The sequence below is a fragment of the Marinobacter nanhaiticus D15-8W genome (assembly GCF_036511935.1).
Taxonomy (GTDB): domain Bacteria; phylum Pseudomonadota; class Gammaproteobacteria; order Pseudomonadales; family Oleiphilaceae; genus Marinobacter_A; species Marinobacter_A nanhaiticus.
This window is the reverse complement of record NZ_AP028878.1, coordinates 3,358,829-3,384,800: the sequence shown is the minus strand read 5'-3', so window position 1 is coordinate 3,384,800 and position 25,972 is coordinate 3,358,829. Positions and strand designations below refer to the sequence as shown.

Annotated in this window: 19 protein-coding genes and 3 tRNA genes; 11 read left to right on the top strand and 11 right to left on the bottom strand. The window is 58.9% G+C overall.

All coding sequences use genetic code 11. The annotated features are described in order from the left end of the window. The first annotated feature begins 62 nt into the window (after nucleotides 1–62). From groL to gspD, 4 genes are all read left to right on the top strand, one after another. Nucleotides 63–1,712: a chaperonin GroEL gene (gene groL, locus RE428_RS15020; protein ID WP_004582760.1), complete on the top strand. Its 1,650-nt coding sequence runs from the start codon at nucleotides 63–65 to the stop codon at nucleotides 1,710–1,712. A gap of 154 nt (nucleotides 1,713–1,866) precedes the next feature. Further along, the gene (gene gspN, locus RE428_RS15015) at nucleotides 1,867–2,655 is read left to right on the top strand and encodes a type II secretion system protein N (RefSeq protein WP_040883693.1); all 789 of its coding nucleotides are present in this window, start codon (nucleotides 1,867–1,869) and stop codon (nucleotides 2,653–2,655) included. A 3-nt stretch (nucleotides 2,656–2,658) separates the two neighbouring features. Further along, nucleotides 2,659–3,498, top strand: coding sequence for a type II secretion system protein N (locus RE428_RS15010; protein WP_004582762.1), 840 nt, complete (start codon nucleotides 2,659–2,661; stop codon nucleotides 3,496–3,498). A 157-nt stretch (nucleotides 3,499–3,655) separates the two neighbouring features. Beyond that, nucleotides 3,656–5,635 carry a type II secretion system secretin GspD gene (gene gspD / locus RE428_RS15005; protein ID WP_004582763.1) on the top strand — a complete coding sequence of 660 codons (1,980 nt, stop codon included), beginning with the start codon at nucleotides 3,656–3,658 and terminating at the stop codon, nucleotides 5,633–5,635. Nucleotides 5,636–5,846: 211 nt separating this feature from the next. On the opposite strand, the gene RE428_RS15000 is transcribed toward gspD, so the two are convergent. From RE428_RS15000 to purE, 6 genes are all read right to left on the bottom strand, one after another. Then, entirely contained in the window at nucleotides 5,847–7,802 is a 1,956-nt protein-coding gene (locus RE428_RS15000) for a M48 family metallopeptidase (protein WP_004582764.1), read from the bottom strand. A gap of 15 nt (nucleotides 7,803–7,817) precedes the next feature. Then, entirely contained in the window at nucleotides 7,818–8,405 is a 588-nt protein-coding gene (locus RE428_RS14995; RefSeq protein WP_004582765.1) for a LemA family protein, read from the bottom strand. 74 nt (nucleotides 8,406–8,479) lie between these two features. Then, the gene (locus RE428_RS14990; protein ID WP_004582766.1) at nucleotides 8,480–10,546 is read right to left on the bottom strand and encodes a putative bifunctional diguanylate cyclase/phosphodiesterase; all 2,067 of its coding nucleotides are present in this window, start codon (nucleotides 10,544–10,546) and stop codon (nucleotides 8,480–8,482) included. A 406-nt stretch (nucleotides 10,547–10,952) separates the two neighbouring features. Next, a complete protein-coding gene (gene sodB, locus RE428_RS14985) occupies nucleotides 10,953–11,537 on the bottom strand; it encodes a superoxide dismutase [Fe] (RefSeq protein WP_004582767.1) in 585 nt (194 codons plus the stop codon). A gap of 224 nt (nucleotides 11,538–11,761) precedes the next feature. After that, nucleotides 11,762–12,877: a 5-(carboxyamino)imidazole ribonucleotide synthase gene (locus RE428_RS14980; RefSeq protein ID WP_040883695.1), complete on the bottom strand. Its 1,116-nt coding sequence runs from the start codon at nucleotides 12,875–12,877 to the stop codon at nucleotides 11,762–11,764. A 40-nt stretch (nucleotides 12,878–12,917) separates the two neighbouring features. Next, entirely contained in the window at nucleotides 12,918–13,409 is a 492-nt protein-coding gene (purE, locus tag RE428_RS14975; protein ID WP_004582769.1) for a 5-(carboxyamino)imidazole ribonucleotide mutase, read from the bottom strand. A 483-nt stretch (nucleotides 13,410–13,892) separates the two neighbouring features. Between purE and RE428_RS14970 the strand changes: the two genes are divergently transcribed. From RE428_RS14970 to RE428_RS14945, 6 genes are all read left to right on the top strand, one after another. Continuing rightward, nucleotides 13,893–14,804, top strand: a complete 912-nt coding sequence (locus RE428_RS14970; RefSeq protein WP_040883697.1) for a coiled-coil domain-containing protein — start codon at nucleotides 13,893–13,895, stop codon at nucleotides 14,802–14,804. A gap of 223 nt (nucleotides 14,805–15,027) precedes the next feature. Further along, nucleotides 15,028–15,894 (top strand): DUF2846 domain-containing protein, encoded by an 867-nt coding sequence (locus tag RE428_RS14965; RefSeq protein ID WP_004582771.1) that lies wholly within the window; start codon nucleotides 15,028–15,030, stop codon nucleotides 15,892–15,894. 354 nt (nucleotides 15,895–16,248) lie between these two features. Continuing rightward, entirely contained in the window at nucleotides 16,249–16,776 is a 528-nt protein-coding gene (locus tag RE428_RS14960) for a hypothetical protein (protein ID WP_004582772.1), read from the top strand. 178 nt (nucleotides 16,777–16,954) lie between these two features. After that, nucleotides 16,955–17,030: transfer RNA gene (locus RE428_RS14955), tRNA-Val, on the top strand. A 42-nt stretch (nucleotides 17,031–17,072) separates the two neighbouring features. Then, nucleotides 17,073–17,149, top strand: a tRNA-Asp gene (locus RE428_RS14950). Between the two features lie 15 nt (nucleotides 17,150–17,164). After that, a tRNA-Val gene (locus RE428_RS14945) sits at nucleotides 17,165–17,240 on the top strand. 239 nt (nucleotides 17,241–17,479) lie between these two features. Here RE428_RS14945 and RE428_RS14940 read toward each other — a convergent pair. After that, nucleotides 17,480–18,889, bottom strand: coding sequence for a 3-oxoacyl-ACP reductase (locus tag RE428_RS14940; protein ID WP_004582773.1), 1,410 nt, complete (start codon nucleotides 18,887–18,889; stop codon nucleotides 17,480–17,482). Between the two features lie 287 nt (nucleotides 18,890–19,176). Between RE428_RS14940 and RE428_RS14935 the strand changes: the two genes are divergently transcribed. Next, complete coding sequence (locus RE428_RS14935) at nucleotides 19,177–20,499, top strand: acetyl-CoA C-acetyltransferase (RefSeq protein ID WP_004582774.1); 1,323 nt, start codon at nucleotides 19,177–19,179, stop codon at nucleotides 20,497–20,499. A 52-nt stretch (nucleotides 20,500–20,551) separates the two neighbouring features. On the opposite strand, the gene RE428_RS14930 is transcribed toward RE428_RS14935, so the two are convergent. From RE428_RS14930 to RE428_RS14915, 4 genes are all read right to left on the bottom strand, one after another. After that, nucleotides 20,552–22,027, bottom strand: a complete 1,476-nt coding sequence (locus tag RE428_RS14930) for an amidase (RefSeq protein ID WP_004582775.1) — start codon at nucleotides 22,025–22,027, stop codon at nucleotides 20,552–20,554. Between the two features lie 169 nt (nucleotides 22,028–22,196). Then, entirely contained in the window at nucleotides 22,197–23,201 is a 1,005-nt protein-coding gene (locus RE428_RS14925) for a hypothetical protein (RefSeq protein ID WP_004582776.1), read from the bottom strand. Nucleotides 23,202–23,373: 172 nt separating this feature from the next. After that, nucleotides 23,374–24,585, bottom strand: coding sequence for an acyl-CoA dehydrogenase family protein (locus RE428_RS14920; RefSeq protein WP_004582777.1), 1,212 nt, complete (start codon nucleotides 24,583–24,585; stop codon nucleotides 23,374–23,376). Nucleotides 24,586–24,595: 10 nt separating this feature from the next. Then, nucleotides 24,596–25,903, bottom strand: a complete 1,308-nt coding sequence (locus RE428_RS14915) for an acyl-CoA dehydrogenase family protein (protein WP_004582778.1) — start codon at nucleotides 25,901–25,903, stop codon at nucleotides 24,596–24,598. Nucleotides 25,904–25,972 lie beyond the last annotated feature (69 nt).

Below are 25,972 nucleotides of genomic sequence, written 5' to 3'. Positions count from 1 at the left end.
CCACGTTAACTCGCGTCATTCGAATACTGTTGAACGATTAAACGAATACAGGAAAGACTACTATGGCAGCTAAAGACGTTAAATTTGGCGACTCAGCCCGCAAGCGCATGGTTGCAGGCGTCAACATCCTGGCTGACGCCGTCAAGGTGACCCTGGGCCCGAAAGGCCGCAACGTGGTTCTGGACAAGTCCTTCGGCGCACCGACCGTGACCAAGGACGGTGTATCCGTGGCTAAGGAAATCGAACTGAAAGACAAGTTCGAGAACATGGGTGCGCAGATGGTCAAGGAAGTTGCTTCCCAGACCAACGACACCGCCGGTGACGGTACCACGACTGCAACCGTTCTTGCCCAGTCCATCGTCAATGAAGGTCTGAAGGCCGTTGCTGCAGGCATGAACCCGATGGACCTGAAGCGCGGTATCGACAAGGCCACCCAAGTGGCTGTGAAGGCGATCCGTGAAATGGCCAAGCCTTGTGACGACAGCCGCAACATTGCCCAGGTCGGCACCATTTCCGCCAACGGCGACGAGACAATCGGCAAGATCATCGCCGATGCCATGGAGCGCGTAGGTAAGGAAGGTGTCATCACCGTTGAGGAAGGCCGTGGCCTGGAAGACGAGCTGGATGTGGTCGAAGGTATGCAGTTCGACCGCGGTTACCTGTCTCCGTACTTCATCAACAATCAGGACAATATGTCCGCTGAACTTGACGACCCATACATCCTGCTGGTCGACAAGAAGATCTCCAACATCCGCGAACTGCTGCCGGTCCTCGAAAGCGTGGCCAAGGCTGGCAAGCCGCTGATGATCATCGCCGAAGATATCGAAGGCGAAGCGCTGGCGACTCTGGTCGTAAACAACATGCGCGGCATCGTCAAGGTTGCTGCCGTGAAGGCGCCGGGCTTCGGTGATCGTCGTAAGGAAATGCTGCAGGACATCGCTATCCTGTCCGGCGGTACCGTGATCTCCGAAGAAGTTGGCCTGACCCTGGAAAACACCACCCTGGATGACCTGGGTACAGCCAAGCGTGTCAATATCACCAAGGAAAACACCACCATCATCGATGGCGCTGGTGCCCAGGCTGATATCGAAGCGCGCGTCGAGCAGATCCGCAAGCAGATCGAAGACAGCTCCTCCGACTATGACAAGGAAAAGCTGCAAGAGCGCGTGGCCAAGCTGGCTGGCGGTGTTGCCGTCATCAAGGTTGGTGCCGGTTCTGAAGTGGAAATGAAAGAGAAGAAGGCCCGTGTCGAAGATGCGCTGCACTCCACCCGCGCTGCGGTTGAAGAAGGCATCGTCGCTGGCGGTGGCGTTACCCTGATCCGTGCCCTGGCGGCACTGGACAGCGTGGCAGCCGACAACGAAGAACAGAAGGCCGGCGTCAATATCCTGCGTCGTGCGATGGAAGCGCCTCTGCGCCAGATCGTCACCAACGCAGGTGGCGAAGCCTCTGTTGTGGTCGACAAGGTTCGTTCCGGTGACGGTAGCTACGGCTACAACGCCGCGACCGAAGGCTACGGCGACATGCTGGAAATGGGTATCCTGGACCCTGCCAAGGTCACCCGTTCAGCCCTGCAGGCAGCCGCTTCCGTTGCCGGCCTGATGATCACCACCGAAGCGATGGTGACTGATGAGCCGGAAGACGAGAAAGGCGGTGGCATGCCGGATATGGGCGGCATGGGTGGAATGGGTGGTATGGGCGGCATGATGTAAGCCGACCCCACCGGTCCACGACCGTTTTCGGTCAGAAAGGGCCCCACGCTCAGGCGTGGGGCCTTTTTTTTGGACTGCGTCATGCACTTGTAGTGGTGGTTTGTTAGACTCCGGATCACTTGCGTGACGACGCGTCAATCCATGCCTGACCTGTATGACTGAAACACCAGAATCTCCCTTCCTGCGACCCGGTAAAGTGGTGCTACTGACGCTACTCGGGCTCGTCGTCTATGTTGTCGCGCTGGTGTTCTGGATTCCTGCCGGTTGGGTCTGGCACATGGCCCGCGATTCGGTCCCGTTGCCACCAGGCATCGCTGTCGAACAGGTTTCCGGCCAGCTCTGGAATGGCGCCGTGCAGGCCCAGGTGCTCGGACACTCCTTACAGGTTGGCTGGCATATCGAAGGCCTGATGGACGATGGCGCCTATCTGCCTGTCGGCTTGCGACTGCAGACGCCCCAATCGAGTCTGAAGGGGAAGGTTCGCCTAACCGGGATAAACGCCATGGAACTCTCGGCCGATGGCCACATCAACATCTCAGAGTTCAGTCGAGAGATCCAGCGCAGTGGTGGCGCAATGATCGAGGGTGATGTCAATGTGGACGCCCTTTCCCTGGCGATGGCCGACGGCTCTCTGGCACGGTTGAATGGTCGTGCAAGCTGGCCTGGAGGGCGTGTGACCTGGCCGATGGGCGGGTCTACGCAGAGTGCGGTGTTGCCGCCGATGCGGGCGCGCGTCGACGAGAACCAGGGGCGCATCGATTTGGAGATCTCGAGCGCGAACAGTGCGGAGCCGGCGATAAGCGCCAATATCCAGCCGGATGGCATGATGCAGATCCAGCTGTTCAAGCGCATGCTGGATCTGGTTAACCAGCCCTGGTCGGGTAATGCTGCGCCCGGCGATGTGGTTTTCAGTGTTCGTCAGCGTGTCATGCCGGCGGGGTAGTTTATGGCTTCGGTTCGCTATGCAACGCCATTCGGCATGGTGCCGCGCTGGATTGCCAACCTGCTGCTGATCGGGTTGGTGGTTTATTTTGCCTGGCTCATGGGGCGTATCACCTGGATGGTGGTCTGGAACGATCCGGTGATGGTCGGCCCGCAGGCGACAGCCAGAGCGTCCACTGCTGGACAGGGCCAGACGACGCCGTTGGCCGCGTACGACCTGTTTGGTCGACCGGATGCGGGGGCACCGGTTGCCGAGGCGGTACGCCGGTCTGCTCCCGAAACCCATCTGCGTATGCGGCTGGAAGGGGTTTTGGAGGCAACACAGCCGGAGTTGTCCGGTGCTATAGTTTCGGGAACCGATGGATCCACAGCCTATTACCGCGTCGGCGATATCATGCCCGGCAATATTGAGCTGGCGGAAGTTGAATCACAACGCATTTTGATTCGCCGGAACGGCGAAATCGAGTCCCTGGCCTTTGAAGAGGGCGAGGGTGACGGTATGGTGTCGCAAGTCGAGGACGTGGACTACGCCTCTCCAGAAGCCTTTGTCGAGGACGCCCAGGCCGAGTTGGCGGCGCAGGGGGATGCTGCGCTCCAGCAATATGGCTTGCGCCCGGTCGAGCCCGGCTCGTCCCAGGGCTATGTCTACGACGGTTCGAACCCGATGCTGTCGGCCCTGAACCTGCAGGCTGGCGACGTGATTACCGCGATCAACGGCCAGTCGCTGGGCGATATCGAACAGGACCGGGAGTTACTGAACTCCTGGCGCGACCAGCCTCAGATCGAAGTGGAAGTGATGCGTGACGGCGCCAGCTTTACGGTCAACTACGCGCTCCCGCAGTAATGATAGAACAGTGACAACGCAGCGATACAACAGTGATAGAGCGGTAACAGAACCGCAGTAGAACGTCGTGGTAAAGCGGTGATAAAACGTGACATTACAAGAAAGGTGGGCGACAGTAGCCCATCTGCAAGATGCCTGTACAGGAAACCAGCACTGCATGACTAATCTGAAGACGCCATTTGTTCGGGCTCTGGTTCTGGCCTTGCTCCTTCCCTTGAGTATGGTCGTTCACAGTCAGGAAGGAACCTGGAAACTCAATCTCAAGGACGCTGACATTCGCGCGTTTGTAACGCAGATTGCCGATATTACCGGATACAGCTTTGTGGTGGATCCCCGCGTGAAGGGTAAGGTCACCGTGCTGTCGTCAGCCCCCATGAATAAGGACGAGATCTACGATCTTTTCCTGGCCGTGCTGCAGGTCCATGGTTTCACCGCCATACCGGGTGAGGAAGTCATCAAGATCGTGCAGCAGGTGGATGCCAAACAATCCGCTGAGTCCCTGGGTCGTTTTACCACCATTCCTTCCGAACAGCTGATTACCAAGGTTATCCAGGTCAACAACGCCAACGCCCTGGAGCTGGTTCCCATCCTTCGGCCGCTTGTCGCAAAGTATGGCCACCTCGCTGGCGTTGCAGCCGCCAATGCGCTGATCATCAGTGACCACGCCTCCAACATCGACCGCATCGAGGATATCGTTAGCGAGCTGGACAGCCCGTCCAAGTACGAAGTGGAAGTCATCCAGCTGGAAGATGCCTGGGTCGGCGACATGGTGCGTCTGCTACAGGAACTGGCGCCGGCAGAGTTGGGCCAGGGCGCCAATGAGGCCGCCAATAAATACAGCGTCACTGCCGATGAGCGTAGTAACCGCTTGATCCTCCGGGGTGACGAGAACTTCCGTGACAAGATGCGCGAGCTGATCCAGAAGCTCGATCAGCCTTCGGCGTCAGGCGGTACGACCAAGGTCATTCGCCTTAAGCATGCGGATTCCAAGGCGCTGGCTGAGCTATTAAAAGGTGTGATGGGCGAAGTGGCCCGGGAGCAACAGCAGGGCCAGGCCTCTTCTTCCAATCCCTCTGGCGGCAACAGCGGCTTTGCGATCTTTGCCGACGAGGGATTGAATGCGTTGGTTGTACGCGGCGAGCCTTCGTTGATGCAGGAAGTGGACGCTATTGTCGATGCCCTGGACGTGCGCCGGGCTCAGGTTCTGGTCGAGGCCGCAATTGTCGAGATCAGTGACGAGTTGGGCAAGGACCTGGGAGTGCAGTTCGCGGTTGGCGACGAGGGCAGCGGCTCGACGCCCATTGCCGGTACCAACTTCGGGAATGTGGGGCGCAGCCTTGCCGATGTCATAGGCGCCATCGCAACGGACGAATTGATCACGCCAGCCAGCGGTGGGCTTTCCCTGGGACTTGGTGAGCGGGATGAGAATGGTATTACCTGGGGAGTCCTGATTCAGGCGCTCTCGAACTCCACCGCTGCGAACCTGCTGTCTACGCCAAGTATTATTACGCTGGACAATCAGGAATCGGAAATTGTCGTTGGTCAGAACGTGCCGTTTGTCACCGGACAAACCACGAACACCAGCGCCGGTCTTAATAACCCATTCACCACGATTGAACGTCGTGACGTCGGCTTGACCCTGAAGGTCACACCGTCGATCAGCGAAGATGAGCTGGTCAAGTTGACTGTCGAGCAGACCACCGAGTCGATTGCGGACAGCATCGAGGCGGCTTCCGACATCGTGACCAACAAGCGGGAGATCAAGACCACGGTGCTTGCGGATAATGGTGAGACCATCGTCCTGGGTGGCCTGATCCGTGAAGATTACAGTATCCAGAAGAGCAAGGTACCGTTGCTGGGTGACATACCCTACCTGGGCGCACTCTTCCGTTCAGAATCCGAGCGCACGATTAAACGTAACCTGCTGGTCTTCCTGCGCCCGACGATCCTGTTGAGCAAGAGCGACACGGTGGCTATCACCGACGAGAAATATCAGGGTCTCTGGGAAATCAACCTGGGCATCAACCGGAAGCTGGACAAGACTATTCCGGATAACGCCGAGCGACCGCCCATCGAGCAGTTGTTCAACCGCAACAGGATGCAGCCAGAGAATATGAAAAGCGAACGTTCAGAGTAAACGAAAAGGCCGGCGATTCGCCGGCCTTTTGCTATTCGTTACTTCCTGGAGAATGGGCCCCAACTTCGCAGAGTGGAGATGGTCGGCTTGCCCGTAAAGCGTACCTGACCCGGGACTGCACTCCTCACGAGCAATCCTCTTTCAATGCAGCTCGGCTTCGCCTCACCAGCGCGTTACTTGGGTGTATTCAGGTTGCTCCATGCCCGTTTCGCTAACCAAGACTTACCGGCAACGGTGGCATCGGGCAATCAAGCTGGTCCGCTACCAGTCGAAGGATTTCATACTCCCTCACCACAACCTGGTTGTCCCTCAGGATGCAGTGCCCGCAGGCGTCTATCACCGCCGGCTTGAGCATGGGGGAGAGGCCGCGCAGACGGTTCAGGGCTTCGACCAGCGCCTTGGACGAGACTTTTTCTCGCATTGGGCCGAGGTTGACCGTGCGGTCCTCGAAGCCGGCGACGGCCTCTGAATAACACGCCTGTGCTTCGTCGGGAGTATGGGTTGCTGAGCGGGCTGCGAGACTGAGCAGGATGCCCAGGCTATCGGCCACGTCGCCGAAACGGCGATAGCGGACCCGGTCGGCCTGCCTCCCCTCGGGTAGCAGGTGGCGACGGATAAAGCTGAGCAATGCAAATTCGAACAGGGTCACCCGGCCATCCGCACGTACCAGTCCTGTCAGTATCTGTTCCAGTAGCCGTCGTTCGCTCGGGTCCAGCTTGCGCAGGGCCGGCATGGCGAGCTCAAGGGCAGGCAGGCGGATCGATTCGCCCAAGGCGTCCAAAGTTGGATAGAAGCGCTCGATCAGCTCAGGCTGGAAGGCCAGGGTGCCGGTCGCCTCTCCGGCCTGCATGGCCGTATCGCGCTCGGCATCGGTCATGCCATGGAAGATCAGGCTATAGCAGAACTGGGCCGCACCGGTACGGGTGTAGAGCAGGGTGCGGAAATTGTCCGGTAGGCGTTTCAGGAGCTGCTGGGCATATTCCTCGTTGGCGGGCGTCACGGCGCCGGCGCTGTCCGAAAGACGGGTGTTGGGCGCCACTGCTGCTGTGCGCCGACCGACCAAGGATGCCAGCCCGGCCTCCAGGCGGTCCTGGAGTGAGCCGTCCGAGGTCTGTTCCGGGGCCTGTGCAGCGTGTTTAAGGTCGTCGCGACGTCGGTTGCGAAAACGGGCCAGTAATCCGGGGTCGATTGCCCTGATGCGATCGTCGATGGGCGGATGGGACGCCAGCCAACCGGCGAAACGCATGCGTACGGTCTCGCCGAAACACATGTGGTTCATGTCGCTGGCGTGGCTGGTGGACTGGAAATAGCTGCTGGATTCGCCGATCCGGTAGAGTGCGCTGGCGATGCCTTCGGGGTTGCGGGTGAATTGCACCGACGAGGCGTCAGCCAGCATCTCCCGTTGCCTGGAGATTGCGGCCTGGATCAGCCGACCGAAGAACAGACCGATGTAGCCGACCACTGTCAGCGCGAGGCCTACGGCGACCATAACGCCCTGGCCGCGGTTATCGCGGGAATGGTGATAGCGGCTACGGCTGCCACTCCCCAGCAGGAACTGCCCGATCTGGCCAATCATCAGGATGCCCGCCAACAGCGCAATCAGCCGTACGTTGATGCGCATGTCCGTATTCAGGATGTGACTGAACTCATGCCCGACCACCCCCTGTAATTCGTCCCGGTTGAGTTCGGTCAGTGCACCATGGGTGACGACCATGACTGCCTCACCAGGGGAGTAACCGGCCACAAAGGCATTGATGGCGGTCTCGTTGTCCATGACATACAGGTCGGGGACCGGGACACCGCTGGCGATCGCCATTTCCTCGACCACATTGCGTAGCCGGCGTTCGTCCGGATCCTGGCTGGAGGGTTCCAGCAGTCGCGCACCCACCATCCTGGCCACACGCTCGCCGCCGCCGGCCAGGTCGATCCATCGTATGAGCGAGCCGAGACCGATAACGGCGATCACCGTGATCGACGTGAATATGCCCTGACGGGTAGTGAGCCAGGCACCGAAATGTGGACTGGGATCAATGTCGCGGGTGACCAGGTAACCCACCAGGTCGACGACCAGGGTGATCAGTACCACGGCTGCGGTAAACAGCAGAATCAGCAGGGTGGTGTTGCGTCGGGCGCGCTCCTGGCGCTCGAAGAATCCGAGTTTAGCCATACCTTGCCGTGCCGTTTAGAAACTGACTTTCGGTGCGGTGCGGGCTTCCGGATTTTCCAGTTGCAATTGCTCGGTCGCCTTGAAGGCGAACAGGCCTGCAATAATATTGTTGGGGAACTTCTCCCGATAGGTGTTAAAGACCATCACCTCGTCGTTGTACGCCTGGCGGGAAAAGGCCACGCGGTTTTCCGTGCTCGAGAGTTCTTCCATCAATTGCTGGATGGTTTCGTTGGCTTTCAGCTCCGGATAGTTCTCGGCGACGGCATAGAAGTTGGCGAGGGCGCGGGATAGCATGTTTTCCGCCGAAGACAGCTTCTGGATCCTGGCGCCGTCGGCGGGGTCGCTAGCCGCATCCTTCTGGGCGGAAACGGCGTTGTTGCGTGCCTCCATGACTTCGGTGAGGGTGTTACGTTCGTGGGACAGATACGCCTTGGCGGCCTCGACAAGGTTGGGAATCAGGTCATGGCGTCGCTGGAGCTGCACGTCGATCTGGGCGAAGCCATTCTTGAAGCGATTGCGCAGGGAAACCAGGCGGTTGTAGATGGCAATGATGTAGATAACCACAACGGCAATGACCGCCAGGCCGATCAGTGTTGTTGTCATGAAGGTTCCTTTTCCAGGTTAGGTTCAGACTCAGTAAGGATATTCATGCCCTGCGGAAGGATCCTCCGCAGCGCCTAATGTTCGATGGAGTTGGCCGTGATCCTCTGGTGAAAGTCCGCGACGAAAACTGCGAAATCGGCCGGTTTCAGGGGCTTGCTGAAGAAATATCCCTGCGCCAGCTGACAACCCCGATTATGCAGATAGAATTCCTGCTCTTCCGTTTCCACGCCTTCGGCGATGACGTCGAGGTTGAGGCTCTTGCCCAGATCGATAATGGTGTTGGCGATTCGCGTGTCTTCCTCGTTGACCAGCAGGTCGTGGACGAACTGTTTATCGATCTTAAGGTGCTGCAGGGGCAGGCGCTTGATGTAGGTCAGCGACGAATAGCCGGTGCCGAAGTCGTCCACGGCAATGTTGATGCCTTCGCTGCGCAGGCGGGTGAGCTTTTCGATAGCGCTGTCGAGGTTCTCCATGAAGCCGGTTTCGGTGACCTCGAGCTCCAGGCGTCCGGGTGGTATGGCATGCCGTTTCAGCGTGCTGAGTATGGTCTCGACGATGTCAGCCTGCTGCAGCTGAACCGCGGAGAGGTTGACCGCAATGCGGATAGGCATACCGGCGCGTGTCCACTCGGCAGCCTGGGCGCAGGCCTGATCCAGCACCCATAGTCCGATATCGACAATCGAGCCGCTTATTTCCGCCAATGGAATGAACTGGTCTGGCGGCACCAGGCCGTGTTCCGGATGTTCCCAGCGGAGCAGCGCTTCGGCGCCGATGACCCGACGGGTTTCAAGATTGATTTGTGGCTGGTAGACCAAGTGGAATTGGCCGGCGACCAGCGCCATCTGTAGGTCTTTTTCCAGTTTCTTGCGATCCCGGATTTCCTGGTCGACGCTGGCCACATAAAACTGGAACTGGTTGCGTCCGGCCGTCTTGGCCAGCGTCATGGTCTGTTCCGACCGTTGCAGCAACTGCTCGCTGTGGGCTGCATCGTCTGGGAAGAGTGCGATGCCGATGGTTGCGGTTATGGACACATCGCGTCCAGCCAGGCGGATTGGTTGCGCAATTTTCTGCAGCAGCCACTCTGAGGTTGCCGCGCATTGATAGCCGTCGCGCAGATGCTGTTCTACGACGACGAACTGGTCACTGCCCAGGCGTGCCACCATCAGAGGCCCATTGGGACCATCGCAATTGAGACGATCGGCAACGGTCTGCAGAAGCTGGTCGCCCATATGGTAACCATGCTGCTCGTTAACCCCTTTGAAATCGTCGATACCGAAGCAGAAAACAGCGAGTGCCTGGCCATTGCGGCGATGTTCCTCCAGTGAGTTGCCAAGCATCGACAGGAAGAGTTCCCGGTTTGGCAAACCGGTCAGTTTATCGTAGCGGGACAGGCGGTTGACCCGGGCCTCGGCTTCGGCCTGTTTTTCCTGGTTTTCGGTGATCGCCACCAGCAGGTTGTTGGTCGCGTTCACCCACAGGCCGAGTTCGTCGTTGCGATGGCCCCTCGGCAACTCCAGCAGGGTGTCACCGGGGTTGTCGGGGTTAACCCGTGAAAGGGATTCGATGATGCGGAACAGCGGGCGTGTCAACAGGATATGGAACACGCAGAACAGGACCATGGCCAGCACCACCGCACGGGCAATGCCGGAAAGAAAGGTGAGGGTGGCGCGCTCCAGCCAGGAGGCGGCCATGAACGCGGTATCGTAGTTGACCTGAAGGTAGCCGTAGACCACCGGATCATCGCCACCCCGGGCAAGCGGGACGCGGTAGCTGCGTTCGGGGAAAAAGATGGGGTCGGTCAAGGGGCGGTAGTCGGCGGGGAGTAGCGGGCGTGAACGCTGGGCCAAAGCTTCGTCATCCGGGTGGACGATACTCGCCAGGCGGACTGCTTGCTGCTCGAACAGTCCGTCGACCACCTGTTGCGCCAGATCTTCGTCAATGCTGTAGACCGCCTGACTGGCGGCATCGCGCACCAGCGCCAAGGTCTGGTCCGCCTGTTGGTCGAGTTCATCCGACACTCGCCAGGCATCGATAATGATCTGGGTAGTACTGAGCAGAATGCCGCTCATCAATGCAATGAGTAGAACCCAGCGTAAGATCCTGTACCCAAGCCGATGTTCGAACTGAAATTCTTTATTCATTAAGTCAGCGCTTAGGGAACCGCTCAGGCAGAGACAACCTGGATTCCTCTGATTATGGCTTACCGACATCGCCGCCACATCCGGCACCGTGTAAGGTTGCCACGGCGATCTGAAGTCAGGTCCCGTATGACTGGAGTATTCGTTCTTTCCTTGAGCGATGTCGGTGTACGTTATTCTGTTTTTATACTGTTCGGCTGTACGTATGTGGGCGACGGGCGGTTTATTTTGGCCGAGCCATTTTTTGGTGGTGAGATACAGCCGGTCGAGTGCTCCCTAGTAAATAGCCGTGTTAGAAGGGGATGTCCAGTGTTGGCAGGTAAAGCTTTGCAACAAAAAATGCCCGCTCTGTGAGCGGGCATCCATGGAGATCGTTTCGCGACTGCGGAGCAATCGTCGAGAACGGTCCTTAGCCGGCGAGGTTCTCGTTCACGAAGTCCCAGTTCACCAGGTTCCAGAACGCCTCGAGGTAGTTCGGGCGTGAATTGCGGTAGTCGATGTAGTAGGCATGCTCCCATACATCGACAGTCAGGACCGGCTTGTCGGCGGTGGTCAGCGGGGTGCCGGCATCGTCAGTGTTGACGATAGCTACGCTGCCATCAGTCTTCTTGACCAGCCAAGTCCAGCCTGACCCAAAATTGTTGGCCGCCTTGTCGTTGAATTGCTTCTTGAATTCATCGAAAGAGCCAAAGGCCTTGTTGATCGCGTCAGCGGCTTCGCCGGTGGGCTCGCCGCCACCGTTGGGTGCCAGGCAGTTCCAGTAGAACGTGTGGTTCCAGACTTGGGCCGCGTTGTTGAACAACGGACCTGAACCTGCGCTCTTGATGATTTCCTCAAGGGACTTCTCTGCGTCGGCAGTCCCCTCAACCAGGCCATTCAGCTTGGTGACGTAGGTGTTGTGATGCTTGCCGTAATGGTATTCCAGGGTTTCCTGTGAGATGTGCGGTTCAAGTGCGTTCTTTTCATAAGGCAGTGCAGGAAGTTCAAATGCCATTGGAAGGTCTCCCTCTTCGTTCTCTCTCAACAGTATTTACGATTATGTGAACAGCTCAGGAACGTACCTAAAATGCCAAATCGCCATTCCATAACGCGATATTAGGTTCGCAGAGCTTAACACCCTGGATGGGGCGATTCCACGACGTAAGAGCTTGGGGCCTCAGAATTTTTTTCAAGGGCCACGACGTTGCGGCCCTGAAAGGAGAGTTGCCGGGATCAAGTCTAACGACGGGTGAGCGAGCACTCGAGTTCAGGCGCGCCGGGCAGGAAGCAGGCGCAGTTCTTGACCCGCCATACCAGCTCTTCATAGCTGTCGGCAACGATATTGACGTGCCCCAGCTTGCGCCCGGGACGCTCCAGCTTGCCGTAGAGGTGCAGGTGCGCGTAGGGCAGGCGCAGGATATCGTCCGTGGATCCGTGTTCGCCGATGATGTTGACCATGCAACTGACATCACGGGCGCTGACGTTCCCCAAGGGCATGCCGGTCACCGCCCGGATATGGTTCTCGAACTGGCTGGTATGGGCGCCGTCCATCGTCCAGTGACCGGAATTGTGGACCCGCGGAGCCATCTCGTTGGCGACAAGCCCGTCTTCTGTCTCGAACAGTTCCAGGGCAAGCACGCCGACATACTCCAGTTCGTTGAGGAGGGTGCGGATATAGCGTTCTGCACGCTCCTGAATCTCCGGACGCAGGTGGGGAGCTGGCGCAATGGAGTAGCGCAGGATACCCTCGCTGTGAACGTTCTCCGCCATGGGATAGATGGCGACTTCGCCATCCTCGCCGCGCACGGCAACCACGGAGACTTCACGCGTGAAATCGACGAATTTTTCGACCACCAGCTTCTCATGGCCGATAGACGCCCAGGCAGCTGCGGCTTCTTCCGGTGAACGCAGTACCGCCTGCCCCTTGCCGTCATAGCCTTCGGTATTGGACTTGGCGACTACCGGACAGCCCAGCTCTTCGGCGGCTTTCTCCAGCGCTACAGCGCTCTCGGCGACGCGCCACTCCGGTGTCGGAATGCCGAGGCTGCCGAACAGCGTCTTTTCCGACTCGCGGTTCTGGCAGACCTGGAGGGCTCGCGGTGACGGATAGACCGTTTTCTCACGGGCGATGATTTCCGCTACTTCGACCGGCAGATGTTCGAATTCGTAAGTCACCCGGTCAACACGGGCGAGGAAGTCCTTCAGGTATTCGTGGTTGCGGTCGATGATGACTTCTCCCAGGCCCGCACTGGGGCTGCCTGAGAGGTCGTAGAAGACAAATTGGTTGGCCAGGGGGTAGCCGGCGAGTGCGAGCATTCGCCCAAGTTGTCCGGCTCCAAGAACACCAATGCGCATGGTTTACTCCGTTGATGTTCGAATCAATGCAATATTCAAGTCACTCGGCCCGCGGGTCCGGGTTATCGAGTACGGCCTGGGTCTGGTCGTTGCGGAACTGCTCTACCGCTTCGCGGATGCTGGCATTATTAAGGCCAAGGATCTGGCCTGCAAGCAGTCCGGCGTTTGTCGCGCCGGCCTTGCCAATGGCGAGGGTGCCTACGGCAACGCCGCCGGGCATCTGCGCGATAGATAGCAATGAATCGAGACCGTTGAGAGCTTTGGACTGGACCGGTACGCCCAGCACCGGCAAGGCCGTCTGGGAGGCGACCATGCCGGGCAGGTGGGCTGCACCGCCAGCGCCGGCGATAATCACCTGTATTCCGCGTTCGGCCGCAGTGCGGGCATACTCAAACAGCAGGTCCGGCGTGCGGTGTGCCGAAACGACTCGCGTTTCATAGGCGACGCCCAGCTTTTCAAGCATGTTGGCGGCATGCTCCATAGTCGGCCAATCCGACTTGGAGCCCATGATAAGACCAACTTGCGGCTGCATAAGCTGGAACCTCTGATTAAGTCTATCTATTGGCTATTCTCGCTCGTCCGGAAAGCCGCAACGCGGAGTCCGGCTTTCAGCACAAGCCCCTCCGGGTAAGTCTTGAGGGCCCCCCTGGTCTGCATCGCGAATCTTGGCAAGGAGCGCCGCCATTCCCGGCGATTCGCGCCTTGCCGGATAAGGCACTCAAGGCGTGCCGAATCGCCAGTAGACTTGATCAGAGGTTCCCGGGATCCCGGTGTGTTAAAAAGAAAGCCGAGCATTGTAGGCACTGGCTGATGGCCATGCAAATATTGATGCAGGGTTCATATAAATATCACAGAAGGCCGTTTGTCGTGGAATCTTCAGTCATGCGGAATCGAGGCCCCGACCAATCGGCTAGTGGTAGCTCGATGACAAATGCAGATAATTTGGCGCGATCGGCAGCGAATCGATAAGATCACATCCGATCAGATTCCACCATTTCTCGACTTGGGGTAAGCCATGGAACCGATACGTCCTGAACGGGATGAAGTACGGACATCGTCAAAATCCGCGGGAGCGGGTAAGGACAAGCCGCCGGGCACGCCCAGGAAGCAGGAAGTATTGCGTGACCGGGGCTCCAACGGTTCCGGCGCCACTACGGCAATACTGGCTATCCTCCTGATCGTTGCGATCGCGGCTGGCGGCTGGGGCTGGTATGCGCAGGGCCAGCGCATCGACCAGATGTCGGAACGGCTGCAGGAAGCCGATTACTGGGCGCGTCAGAGCAAGCTGGCATTGGCCCGCTTCGAGGGGCAACTTAGCGAAACCGGTGAAACCCTGCAGGAGAAAGGATCAAACCTCTCCGATCAGATTGCATCGCTGGACAAGCGCGCGGAAACGGCGGACAGCGAAATCCGCAAGCTCTGGGCCGTCGCCAACGAGCGGAATAAGGAAGCCATCAGTGCCAACAAGGCTGCACTGGCTTATCTCGAAGAAACCACGAGCAATATGAAGAATCAGTTCAAGGAGACGACGGATAACCTGCGGGCCGATATCAATGCCCTGCAGACGGCCTCCGAGGAGCGGGCGGCGAAGGTGGAACAACTGGCCCAGGCGGTCGAAGGCATAAGGCCGCGTCTGGAGCAGGTTGAGCAAACCGCGCAGCAGATGACCAATACAGTCGAGCAGCGTCTGGATCGCTTTGGCCGCGAGCAGGACCTGGCGCGCCAGGAGTTGGTCGCGCGTCTGGACAGCCTGGAAGACTCCTCAGGCAACCTGCAGGGTTTGCGCAATGATTTGGCTAGCACCCGCGAACGTATCAGTCAGATCGAGGGGGCCATTGATGCTATCGATGCTGCCCGGGCTCAACTCAACTCGCGGCTGATCCGCCTCAACGAAGAAGTGGATGGCTTGCGCGCCCAGGGCGGTTGAGGGCTCCGGGCCTCGGTGATCTGAGGCTTCCTTCGGCGTGCTACAACCTCTATTTACCCAACAGGCCGTCATCATGCAGGCGGGCGCTTGCCCGTCGACCGCCGACGTTCCGGTAGTCGGTGTTGTGTAACAGTTTGTATTCATCCCTTGCGGTAAGTCTCGGTTTCGCCGCCCTGGCTATTGCTATCATCCGGTCAAATCGGGATTTGAGGGATGAATAACCATGCGCAGAGCATCACTTGTCGCGCTCGGCGGGCTGCTTGTTCTAACGGGGCTGCTGGGCGGATGTTCGATTCACCAGTCGATCGGCAAGAGCACTGGCGCTTTTCTCCATCCCGTCTCAGGTCATGATTTCGTCCATATCCCCAACAGTGAGTGGGATCAGCAGAACCATGCGCTTCTTTACTTCTATCGCCCGCACTCCCAATGGGCTGCGGACGAGATCGAGTCCCCGAGTGTCTACGTCGACGGTCGGCACTACTTCAATATTCGCAACGACAGCTACACCTGGCTGGTGGTCGCCCCCGGGTCACGACACATCATCATCCGACGCCCGCTTTTGGGGCTAGAGGGTATCAACGACCTGGACCTGAGCCGGATCGCCGATGCCCAACTGGATGTACAGGCCGGGGAGATCTATTACTTACGTTATAGCGAAATGGAACCGCCGGCCCAGGCTCACCCCGACCTGGAGGCGGAACATCCTCTAACCAGCGGCGACCTGCAGCTCGTGACCCGCGAGTTCGCGATGAATGGGCAGCTGGAATTGACCTCCACCCAGTTCCTCAACAGTGACCTGCTGGCGCCAAACCACGCCGCCACGGCGATTGTCGAAGCGAACCAGGACTACGATTACGAGCGTCGTAAGGAGGAACTGGAAATTGCCCGAGACGAAGAAATCGAGGCCCTGAAAGAAAAGGGGCTGTACGAAGAGGCACCCTGGTACTGGCCATTTGGTGGCGGACCTACGCAGTCTCTAGAGGCGGACCGTCAGATACGTGCCCTCGATTCGTCCTACGCCGCGCTGAAAGCGGAGCGCGAAGCCGCTGAAGAAACTCGGGATGGGGGACGTTGGTGGTGGCCTTTCTAATTGCCTCTTAACGCCAATCCGTCGCCTCTCGACGCGAACCCTCTCCAATCGCGCCGTCGATGCGATCTCCATCAGGTCGCCTGCCTCACATCTTGATTGTCAGTTGGGTCATTGAATTCCCGGGCCTTGCACAAGAAGATCCTATCGACCAAGCGCTGGCTTCGTTGCGCGCCGGAGCAGGCTGTCTAGACTTATAGAGAGTTCGTTTGGTTAGCGAGCTCGTTTGGTTAGAGCGTTCGGCTGGTAGAGCGCTCTGCCGGAAAAGGCGTTCTTCTGGAGTCTGCGGCCGTATGAGCCCGACGCCGTTAGGACTCGCTCCGCTGTTGTCGACACCACAATAACAATGGGATCCCCATGTCACTCATAGATTCAGTTGAAGCATCGGTCGGCCGGGCGCGTCAGCGCCTGGCAAAACTCCGATTGCGCTATATGGACGCTATTCACCAAGCCGAGCGCCATGGCGGCAGTCGGCTCGAGGAAATAAAGCGGCAGTTTGAGCAGCTTGGCCCAGAACTCTGGCAGCGGGTAGATGGGCAGGTTGAGGCGTTGCAGAACAAGCTGGATGAACTCAACCAGCGGCTGGCTGAGGAAGCCGTACCGGAAGAACGCAAGTCGCGGGTGGGGCGTCTCGACCTGGAACGGAAGGCAGCCTCCGCTGCGAAGCTAGCGGGTTCTGTGGTCCGATCCCGCACTCGGGCCAAGGTGTCGGGCGAGTCGGCGCCGAAACCATCCTCATCCAGGACGCCTGAAACGTCGAAGGCTGCAAGCAAAGGTGCCAGCGGTAATGCCGACCAAGCGAGGGTAGCGCATAAATCCCGCCGGGGCCCGACGTCAGGCAAATCCGGGGGCGGGGCGCGGAAAAAGTCACGGAAGTCGTCTTAGCGCCGGCCAGGCAGGCTCGGCGAGCATCATCGATGTGCGTAAATTGACCAATTGAGTTCCGTTCGGAATTTTCCTCGAAAAGTATTTGACAGGCCGACTCAAATGCTTAAAATGCGCGTCTCATCTGGATGACACAGCCAACGCCTAACAGCAAGCGACTGTGTTTTCCGCGCTGATTGGGTGGTTAGCTCAGCTGGGAGAGCATCGCCCTTACAAGGCGAGGGTCACTGGTTCGATCCCAGTACCACCCACCAATTCAGCGGTTGTCGGTACGTCACCGACTTTAGATGATACGCGGAGCGGTAGTTCAGTTGGTTAGAATACCGGCCTGTCACGCCGGGGGTCGCGGGTTCGAGTCCCGTCCGCTCCGCCATTTTCATCTTTTCCCGGGTGGTTAGCTCAGCTGGGAGAGCATCGCCCTTACAAGGCGAGGGTCACTGGTTCGATCCCAGTACCACCCACCATTTCCCCTTTTGTTTCATAGTCGCTCCTGGTCATCCTTCGACTATCTGGTGCGCTGGTCTGTTTCCCCTCCTGAAGTTCTTAATCCTTCAAGTTCAAAACTCTTTAAGTTTGCCGCGAAGTGTCATTCGTGGAGTCGTTTGTGCTATTTGGCCAATGGCTCGTGTCGACCAGACTTCGCTTGGCCCCCGGACAAAAAATCCCCGACCGAAGCCGGGGATCGTTGTTGGTGCCGGGTGAGCTACTTGCCGATCAACGACTGACCGCAAACACGTACTACGTTGCCAGACACACCAGATGATTGCGGATTGCAGTACCAGGCAATGGTTTCCGCCACGTCCACCGGCAGGCCACCCTGTGACAGGCTGTTCATGCGTCGGCCGGCTTCTCGGATGGTCAGCGGCATGGCTGCCGTCATCTGGGTTTCGATAAAGCCGGGGGCGACCGCGTTGATGGTGATGCCGTTTTTCAGCGAGCGAGCCATCGCTTCCACATAGCCAATGACGCCACACTTCGAGGTGGAGTAGTTGGTCTGGCCGAAATTGCCCGCGATCCCACTGATGGAGGATACGCAAACAATACGCCCGTTTTCGCGGATCAGGTTGCGCTTGAGCAGTTCTTCATCGATCAACTCTTCCGCGGTCAGATTCACGGCGATAGCCATGTCCCAGAAGTGCTCAGGCATGTTGCCGAGAGTTTTGTCGCGAGTGACGCCGGCATTGTGAACGATCAGGTCGATGCCGTTGCCCAGGTCTTCAATAAATTCCGCAATCAGCTTGGGGCTGTTCGCCTCGGTGATATCGCAAGCCAGCGGTTTGCCCCCGATGCGCCGGGCGACGGTTTCCAGGTCGGTCATGGCGGCGGGAATATCCAGTGCAATCACGGTAGCGCCATCCCGGGCCAACGTTTCGGCAATCGACTCGCCGATTCCCCGGGAGGCACCGGTCACCAACGCTACCTTTCCGGCCAGCGGCGCGACCGGGTTGGTGGCGCTGTTACCGGTATCCGCCTTGCCGATCTTGACCACCTGACCCGAGACATACGCCGAGCGGGGCGAAAGGAAGAAGCGCACACTGGAATCGATTCGCTCCTCGGCGTTGGGGGCGATCCAGATCAGGTTGGCGGTTGCGCCTTTCTTGCCGATCTCCTTGCCAACGCTGCGCACGAAACCTTCCAGCGCCTGTTGTGAGGCCGCATGGGCCGGTTTGCGACAGGTGTGGGGATCCTGGCCGACGACGAGGACGCGGCTGTTGCGGTCCAGTTTGCGAATCACCGGATGGAAAAAGTCATAGAGTGCCCGCAGCTCGGTCGTGTCTTTAATGCCGCTGGCATCGAATACCAGGGCGGAGAACTTGTGCTCGATCTGGCCGGCTATATCCAGCGGCTTGGCTTTGCTGCCGGCCTTGGCGGAATCCATCAGACGTTCCGCGCCCGACGCATGGAATACCCGTGCCGGGCTGGCGCCGAGTATGCTCCCCAGGGTCTGGATGGCGCGTGCGCCTTCGGCAGCGCCGACCAACACATCGCCCTCGATGAACGGTTGGTCTGTACGCTGCCAGCGCTTGAGTACCACCGGTGCGGGCAGTCCTAGTGTATGGGCGGCGGATTTACCGACGGGTGTATTGACGAGCTTTAGGTATAGGTCTGACATGTTGGGGTCCTTGTGTCTGAAGCGTCTTTATTCGAATGGATGTCTGATTCAGAATGGTTGTCTGAAAATCCAGCAGATAGCCGAAAGCAATGCATCATTTTCCAGGCAAATGTCGTATAGGCCGATCTCGCCTTTCCGCGCATTATTCTGCATTTTACGTATGGTAGGGAAACTAAAACCGTTTGGATTGACTTGGCGCTCTAGGGCAGTTGTCAAGCCTGCCAATGAGCGCTGGACCGGTCACGTTAGACTGCCGGACATTCCATTTAGAATGACAGGGTAACCTCATGGCACAGACAAACAATCCCGGTGTGAAGACGTCCAGTAGCGCAGCATCGCAACAGGTCAAGCGGGTGGCGATCATCGGTGGCAACCGCATTCCCTTTGCCCGCTCCAATACCGCCTACAGCAAACTGAGCAACCAGGAATTGCTGACTGCCGCGTTGCGTGGCTTAGTGGATCGCTTCGGCCTGGAAGGCAAACGCATGGGCGAGGTGGCTGCCGGTGCTGTGATCAAGCATTCCCGCGACTTCAACCTGACCCGGGAGTCCGTCCTCAGTTCCGGTCTGGCGCCGGAAACACCGGCCTATGATGTGCAGCAGGCCTGCGGTACCGGCCTGGAGGCGGCCATATTGGTGGCCAACAAGATCGCCCTCGGGCAGATCGAGTGTGGTATCGCCGGAGGCACGGACACAACGTCAGACGCGCCCATCGGTGTCGGGGAGGGGCTGCGCGACATTCTGCTGGACCTGAATCGCGCCAAGACGAACACCGAGCGCCTGAAGATCCTCGGCCGCTTCCGCCCCAGTCACCTGATACCGGAAGTTCCCGAGAACGGCGAGCCGCGCACTGGCATGTCTATGGGCCAGCACTGTCAGATCACGGCCCATGAGTGGAAAATTCCCCGGGAAGATCAGGACCTGCTGGCCTATGAGAGCCATCAGAAGCTCGCCGCTGCCTACCAGGATGGTTTCTTCGAGGACCTGATGACCCCGTTGGCAGGGCTGGAAAAGGACAACATCCTGCGTCCAGAAACAACCCTCGAAAAATTCGCTTCCCTCAAGCCTGCTTTCGACCGTGAAAACGGCACCATGACCGCCGCAAACAGTACTGCGCTAACCGATGGAGCCTCCTGTGTCCTGTTGGCCAGCGAGGAATGGGCCAAGGCGAACAACCTTGAAGTCCAGGCCTACCTGACGTTTTCCGAAGTGGCAGCGGTGGATTTCGTCGACAAGAAGGAAGGTCTGCTGATGGCGCCAGCCTATGCCGTTCCGCGTCTGCTGGATGGTGCCGGGATTACGCTGCAGGATTTCGATCTCTACGAAATCCATGAGGCCTTCGCGGCGCAGGTCCTCTCTACGCTCAAAGCCTGGGAAGATCCCACTTTCTGCAAGCAGCGCCTGGGGCTGGATAAGCCGCTGGGTAGCATCGATCGTTCTAAGCTGAACCTGAAAGGCTCGAGTCTGGCAACTGGCCATCCTTTTGCCGCGACAGGCGGGCGCATTATCGCCACCCTCGCCAAGCAGCTTGAACAGCGCGGGAGCGGTCGTGGGCTGATTTCGATCTGTGCTGCTGGCGGGCAGGGGGTTACGGCCATTCTCGAACGATAGGGTCATGTCGTTATGTGGGTCGGGTTACGCGAGAGCTAACCCGACCCACATCTCAATACCCTTCTGGCTTCCTGAAGCCTGCCAATCCCGCTTTTTCCATCAACTCCGCAAACCGGATCGTCGTCAGATCCGCGCCCGGTGCTCCGATCACCTGGATATTGAACGGTAGGCCATCGTTGGTCAGGCCGACTGGAACGGAGGTCGCGGGTAAGCCGAGCAGGGTAGCCAGGGCGATCCAGCAGAACTGATCGAGGTAAGGGCGTTGCTGACCATTCACGGTGATGCGGCGGCTAAAGGCCTGGCCCTCGTGATCGTGTTGGATCGCTGTGGTTGGCGTGATTGGGGTGAGCAGGACGTCATACTCCTGAAATAGGGCATCGATCTGCACGCGCATCTTTTCCCGGGTCTCGCGCCAGATGGCCAGCCGATGTGCAGGCTGATTGACGCCACGGCTGTATTCGCCAATGCAGGCGGTCATGGGTGTAAACCGGCGCAACACCGGTTCGAGGCGGGAGACCCAGGCCAGTTGCCGTCGCTGCGGAGGGCGGAGCGATGCGCTGACCAGGGTGCCCATAAGATTGTAGTAGGCCGGCAGGATCTGTTTCAGATCGAGCAGTTTATGCTCTGGCTGAGCAACCAGGGCACCCTCATTCTCAAGGGCTTGTGCAAGATGACGGTAGGCCGTCGTCAGCGTGTTATCCACGGGGCACAAGGTGTCTTCCAGCCAAAGACCTATTCGGGCCTGCTCCAGACTCTCAATGCGCGGTGCTTCAAGATTCAGTGCCCAGTTGCGGGCTTCTATCGGACGAGGGCCGGCAATGACTTTCAGTAACCGCTCAAGATCGCCTGCCGTGCGCGCCATAGGGCCGCCTTCGACCAGATCTGGCTGGCTTTCGGTGCCGGGAGGTCCCGGAATATGGCCTCGCATAGACACCAGGTCTCGGGTGGGTTTGTGACCGAAGATGCCACAGAAATGAGCGGGAGTACGGATTGAGCCGGCCAGGTCGCTGCCCACCTCCAGCGGTGTCAACCCCGCCGCCAGGGCCGCGGCTGCGCCGCCAGACGAACCGCCAGGCGTATGATCGCGATTGTAGGGATTGGAGGTGGTACCAAAAACGCGGTTAAAGCTTTGGATGTCCATGGCATAGAGCGGCGTGTTGGTCTTGCCCAGGACGATTGCGCCGGCGTTGACCAGGCGCTCGACCATATCCGCGTGGCGCTGGGGAATGTAGTCCTTCATCGCCGGAGCGCCGGCTACACAATGCAGGCCGGCGACTTCCCAGGTGTCCTTGAGTGTCATCGGCAGGCCATGCAGTGGGCCCAGTGTCTCGCCCCGATCCCGCCGGGCATCGGCTTCTGCGGCCTGTTTAAGGGCTTCGTTCTCAGCCAGGGTTACCACGGCATTGATGTGTGGATTGAGGGTTTTGATACGGTCGATCAGCGCCTGGGTCAGGGCAACACTGGAGAGCCTGCCGGTTTTCAGCTCGTCAATCAGTTCGCCCGCACTGCGGTAATGGATCTCGGACATCCTGAGCCTCGGGTGTGTCTTGGAATTATCGTTCTTAGGAGCTAGTCGGAGGGTGAGTCTTGTGTCGCTCACCGGTACGGTACCCGCATTAAAGCCCAGGGATGACTATAAAGTAAAGCGCGTGCTTTAGATTGGCGTGAGCGCCGGGATCCTCTGCGCTAGAGCAGGGTCACAGCTCCTGTCGCCAGCGTTTGATCTCAAGCTGCTTCTTGATGGCTTCGATGATTTCGTTAACCACCTGGATAATCTGACGTTCGCTCTCGGTCGTCTCATGTCCTTCTTCGGTCTCCTGGAGGAAGGTGGAGACGATATCGTCGATAAAGCCGTGGTTGCGCGCGGAGGCGAGGTCATCGAGGATCTGGTGGATCACTTGCGCGACGATATCGCCCACCGCCTCTTCGAGGGTTTCGGTGATCTGGGGGCCAAGCATCGGGACCTGGCGCAGTCGGTTGAGTTCGACGTTCTGGTTGAGGGCATCGTCGACACAGTTTTCGAGATAGTGCCGCAGTGCGCCCCTGTTCGGGATGTAGCCCGTCCGCGCCGTTTCAGCCACTTTCTCGGATAGCCATTCGGTGAGCAGGTCTCGCCGTGGCAGCAGTATGTTGTTCTGGATATTGTGGATTAGCGGTGAACCGTGGGTCATTTCTTCCTGCGCCCCTGACAGGACCTTTATCACAATCCGGTCCGACAGTTCCTCGAGGAACGCTTCGTAATAGAACTTCAGGAAGCCATATACCCGGGTCTTGGTGAAGTCGATGACCTGGTACTTGTGCAGGCGATAGATGATCGAGATGACACGCAGCACCCGCAGGAAACGGTAGGAGCCCACCGGGATGCAACCCAACAGGTCGTACCAGTGTATAAACGGGTAGAAATACCAGCGCAGGTAGACTTTCATGCGGATGGCGTAAATCCAGCGCACGACGAACTCCGTCAGGAAGATGCTGACGAAAATCAGATCATAGAAGATGAAGTTGCGGTGGATCGGACGGTAGAACTCTGCAAACGGCTGGGCATAGGTAAACAGCAGGTCCTTAACAGCCTCGATGGCGTAGAGGGCGTCGAAGATAATCCAGGCGATGTTGAGGAACAGCAGCCCCAACATCACGAAGTCGATAATGAACCAGATCAGTTGGTGACTGTTTCGGAGGTTTGCCCGATTGATCGTAAACATGCGCCTCGCCTGGCCGATTCGTAGAGAATGCTGCGAAAACTCCATGAGCGCTGTTGTTCTGCAACACCCTCTTCTATAACGAGTGACTGCGTTACGCTCGTACTTCGGGCAATAAGCCTACCATCCAGCAGCCCCGATTGGGGAATCGGGCTCAGGCGTTATCCACTGACGGTTACTTCAGCTCTGCCGAACTCTTGCCGAGAAGGCGCCGGGCAATAATCAGCAACTGGATCTGTTGGGTACCCTCGAAAATATCGAGGATCTTGGAGTCCCGCGCCCATTTCTCGAGTAGTTCCACTTCACTGTAGCCGAGGCTGGTGCAGAGCTCCACGCAGCGCAGGGTCACCTGGTTGCCCACGCGGCCGGCCTTGGCTTTCGCCATCGAGGCTTCTTTCGAATTAGGCTGGCCGTTGTCGGCCATCCAGGCCGCCTTGAGTGTCAGTAGTCGGGCAGCGTCCCATTCCGCCTCCAACAATTGCAGTTCCCGTTCAACGGCGGTTTGCGTCCAGGTTTGGGCGCGATAGGACATTGTTTGGTGATTTTTCGCCATCAGCGCGTAGGTACGGTCCAGCGCGGCTCGGGCGACGCCGATGGCCATCCCGGCAACCACCGGGCGGGTATTGTCGAACGTCTGCATGGCGCCGGCAAAACCCTTGTCTACGCTGATTTCCGGGTCGCCCAACAGATTGGCGGCGGGCACGCGGCAATTGTCGAAGCGGATTGCTGCTGTATCCGACGCGCGGATGCCCAGCTTCTTTTCCAGGCGTTCAACCGTCATGCCTGGCGTGCCTTTTTCCACCACGAACGACTTGATGGCAGCACGACCTTTGCTGCGATCCAGTGAGGCCCAGACCACTACGGCATCGGCGCGCTCACCGGCGGTGACGTAGATTTTCTCGCCATTGATGATGTAGTCGTCGCCGTCCCGGGACGCAGTGGTGCGGATTGCAGCGCTGTCTGAACCGGCGCCGGGCTCGGTGATGGCCATGGCGGCCCAGGTATTACCCAGGCGTGCCAGTTGTTCCTCGTTCGCCACAGCAGCTATGGCGGAGTTGCCCAGACCCTGACGTGGAATCGACAGTGCCAGGCCCACATCGCCCCAGCACAGCTCAGTCAGCCCGAGAACCGTTTTCATATTGGTGCCGTTACGGTTAGCGCTGCCGTTCGCGTCGTCATCCGCCCGGGCGAGCCGGCCGGCGCCGGCGCCACCGTCGGCAGCGCCGTCATTCATCCCGTCCATGATAGAGGCGAACATATCCAGTTCCTTCGGGTAGCTGTGCTCGGCCCTATCGTACTTACGGGAGATGGGCAGGAAGACCTCCCGGGCGACCTGTTGGGCCTGGTTGATCAGGGGGCCGAATTTACGGGGTATCTCAAGGTTCATACGATCCTCCTCAGGCGTAGGTGCCGCCGAAATGGGTGGCAGTCGAGCGCAGGTCGCGATACCAGCGTTCCACAGGGTGTTCCTTGACGAAACCATGGCCGCCCAGCAATTGGACGCCATGGGTGCCGACCTCCATGGCCTTCTCGTTACACAGCAGCCGCGCGAGGCTGGTCTCCCGGTGGAAATCCTTGCCGGTCTCCGCACGGCTGGCAGCGCGCCAGGTCATCAGGCGCATACTTTCGATTTCGATGGCCATATTGCTGATCATGAAAGCGACCGACTGGCGATGACTGATCGGCTCGCCGAAGGCCTCGCGCTCGTTGACGTAGGGGATTACGTAGTCGAGCACGGCCTGGGCGCAGCCGACAGCCAGCGCGCAACGCAGGAGCGAGCCCCGGTCGATGAATGTGCTGTAGTTGAAGTCGTCGTCACCCAGCACGGCGCCGGTCGGCAAGGTGATGTCATCGAGTTTAAGTTGTACGGTCTGGCCGGCTCTGAGGCCCATGGCCGGTTCATGTTCGTAGCTGAGTCCGTTAGTACCCCGTTCGACCATGAATATGCGTGGTCCTTCGCCCTCCAGTTCGGCTGCGATCAGGAACAAGTCTGCCTCGCTGGCGCCAATAACGCCGCTTTTGAGTCCGCTGAGAGTAAAACCCGTATCAGTACGTCGGGCGCGAGTTTTCAGGGCCATGGGATCGAACAGCGGGCGTGGCTCGTCCACCGCGATGGTCGCCATCGGCGGCTCGTCTTCGCAGAACGCCGGCAGGTAAGTGGCCTGCTGCTCGGCGGTGCCCCACTGGGTGATTGCCTGGGCCGCACTGAATGGCGCCAGTAGTGCCAGGGCCATGCCGAAGTCGCCCCAGGCCAGCTGTTCGGCGATGAGCACACTGGTGACCGGAGACTGGATTTCCGCCACACCGCCGAATTCGACCGGTACCGCGTAGAGCGTAAGACCCAGCCCTTGCGCCTGGGTTTGCAGATCCTGCGGGAGAATGGCTAATTCGTCGCAGCTTGCCGCCTGCTCGCGCATCACATCGTTGGCAAACCGTTTGAGGCTGTCGACAATCATCTGCTGATCGTCGTCCAGGTTCAGGTCGAAGAGGTCGCCGGGGCGGCGGTTGGGCAGGCGCTTCCGTGGCAGCAGGTTACGGGCCCGCCTGAATTCACGGTTGGCAAAAGCCAGGGTCTGGAAGCCAGACCGGGTGCCCTGGTATGCCAGTCGCTCGACCGAGCGGCGCATACCGAAGCGGTCCAGCAGCGGGTGTCCGGCGAGGCGATTCATGGCGGCCAGGGCCAGGCCAATAGGGTCGCGGGTCATGCGTGGTCTCCGGTGTCTTTCGAACGTTCTTGAGGTTTTTCCTTGATACCGTCGATGATGTGGCCGCAG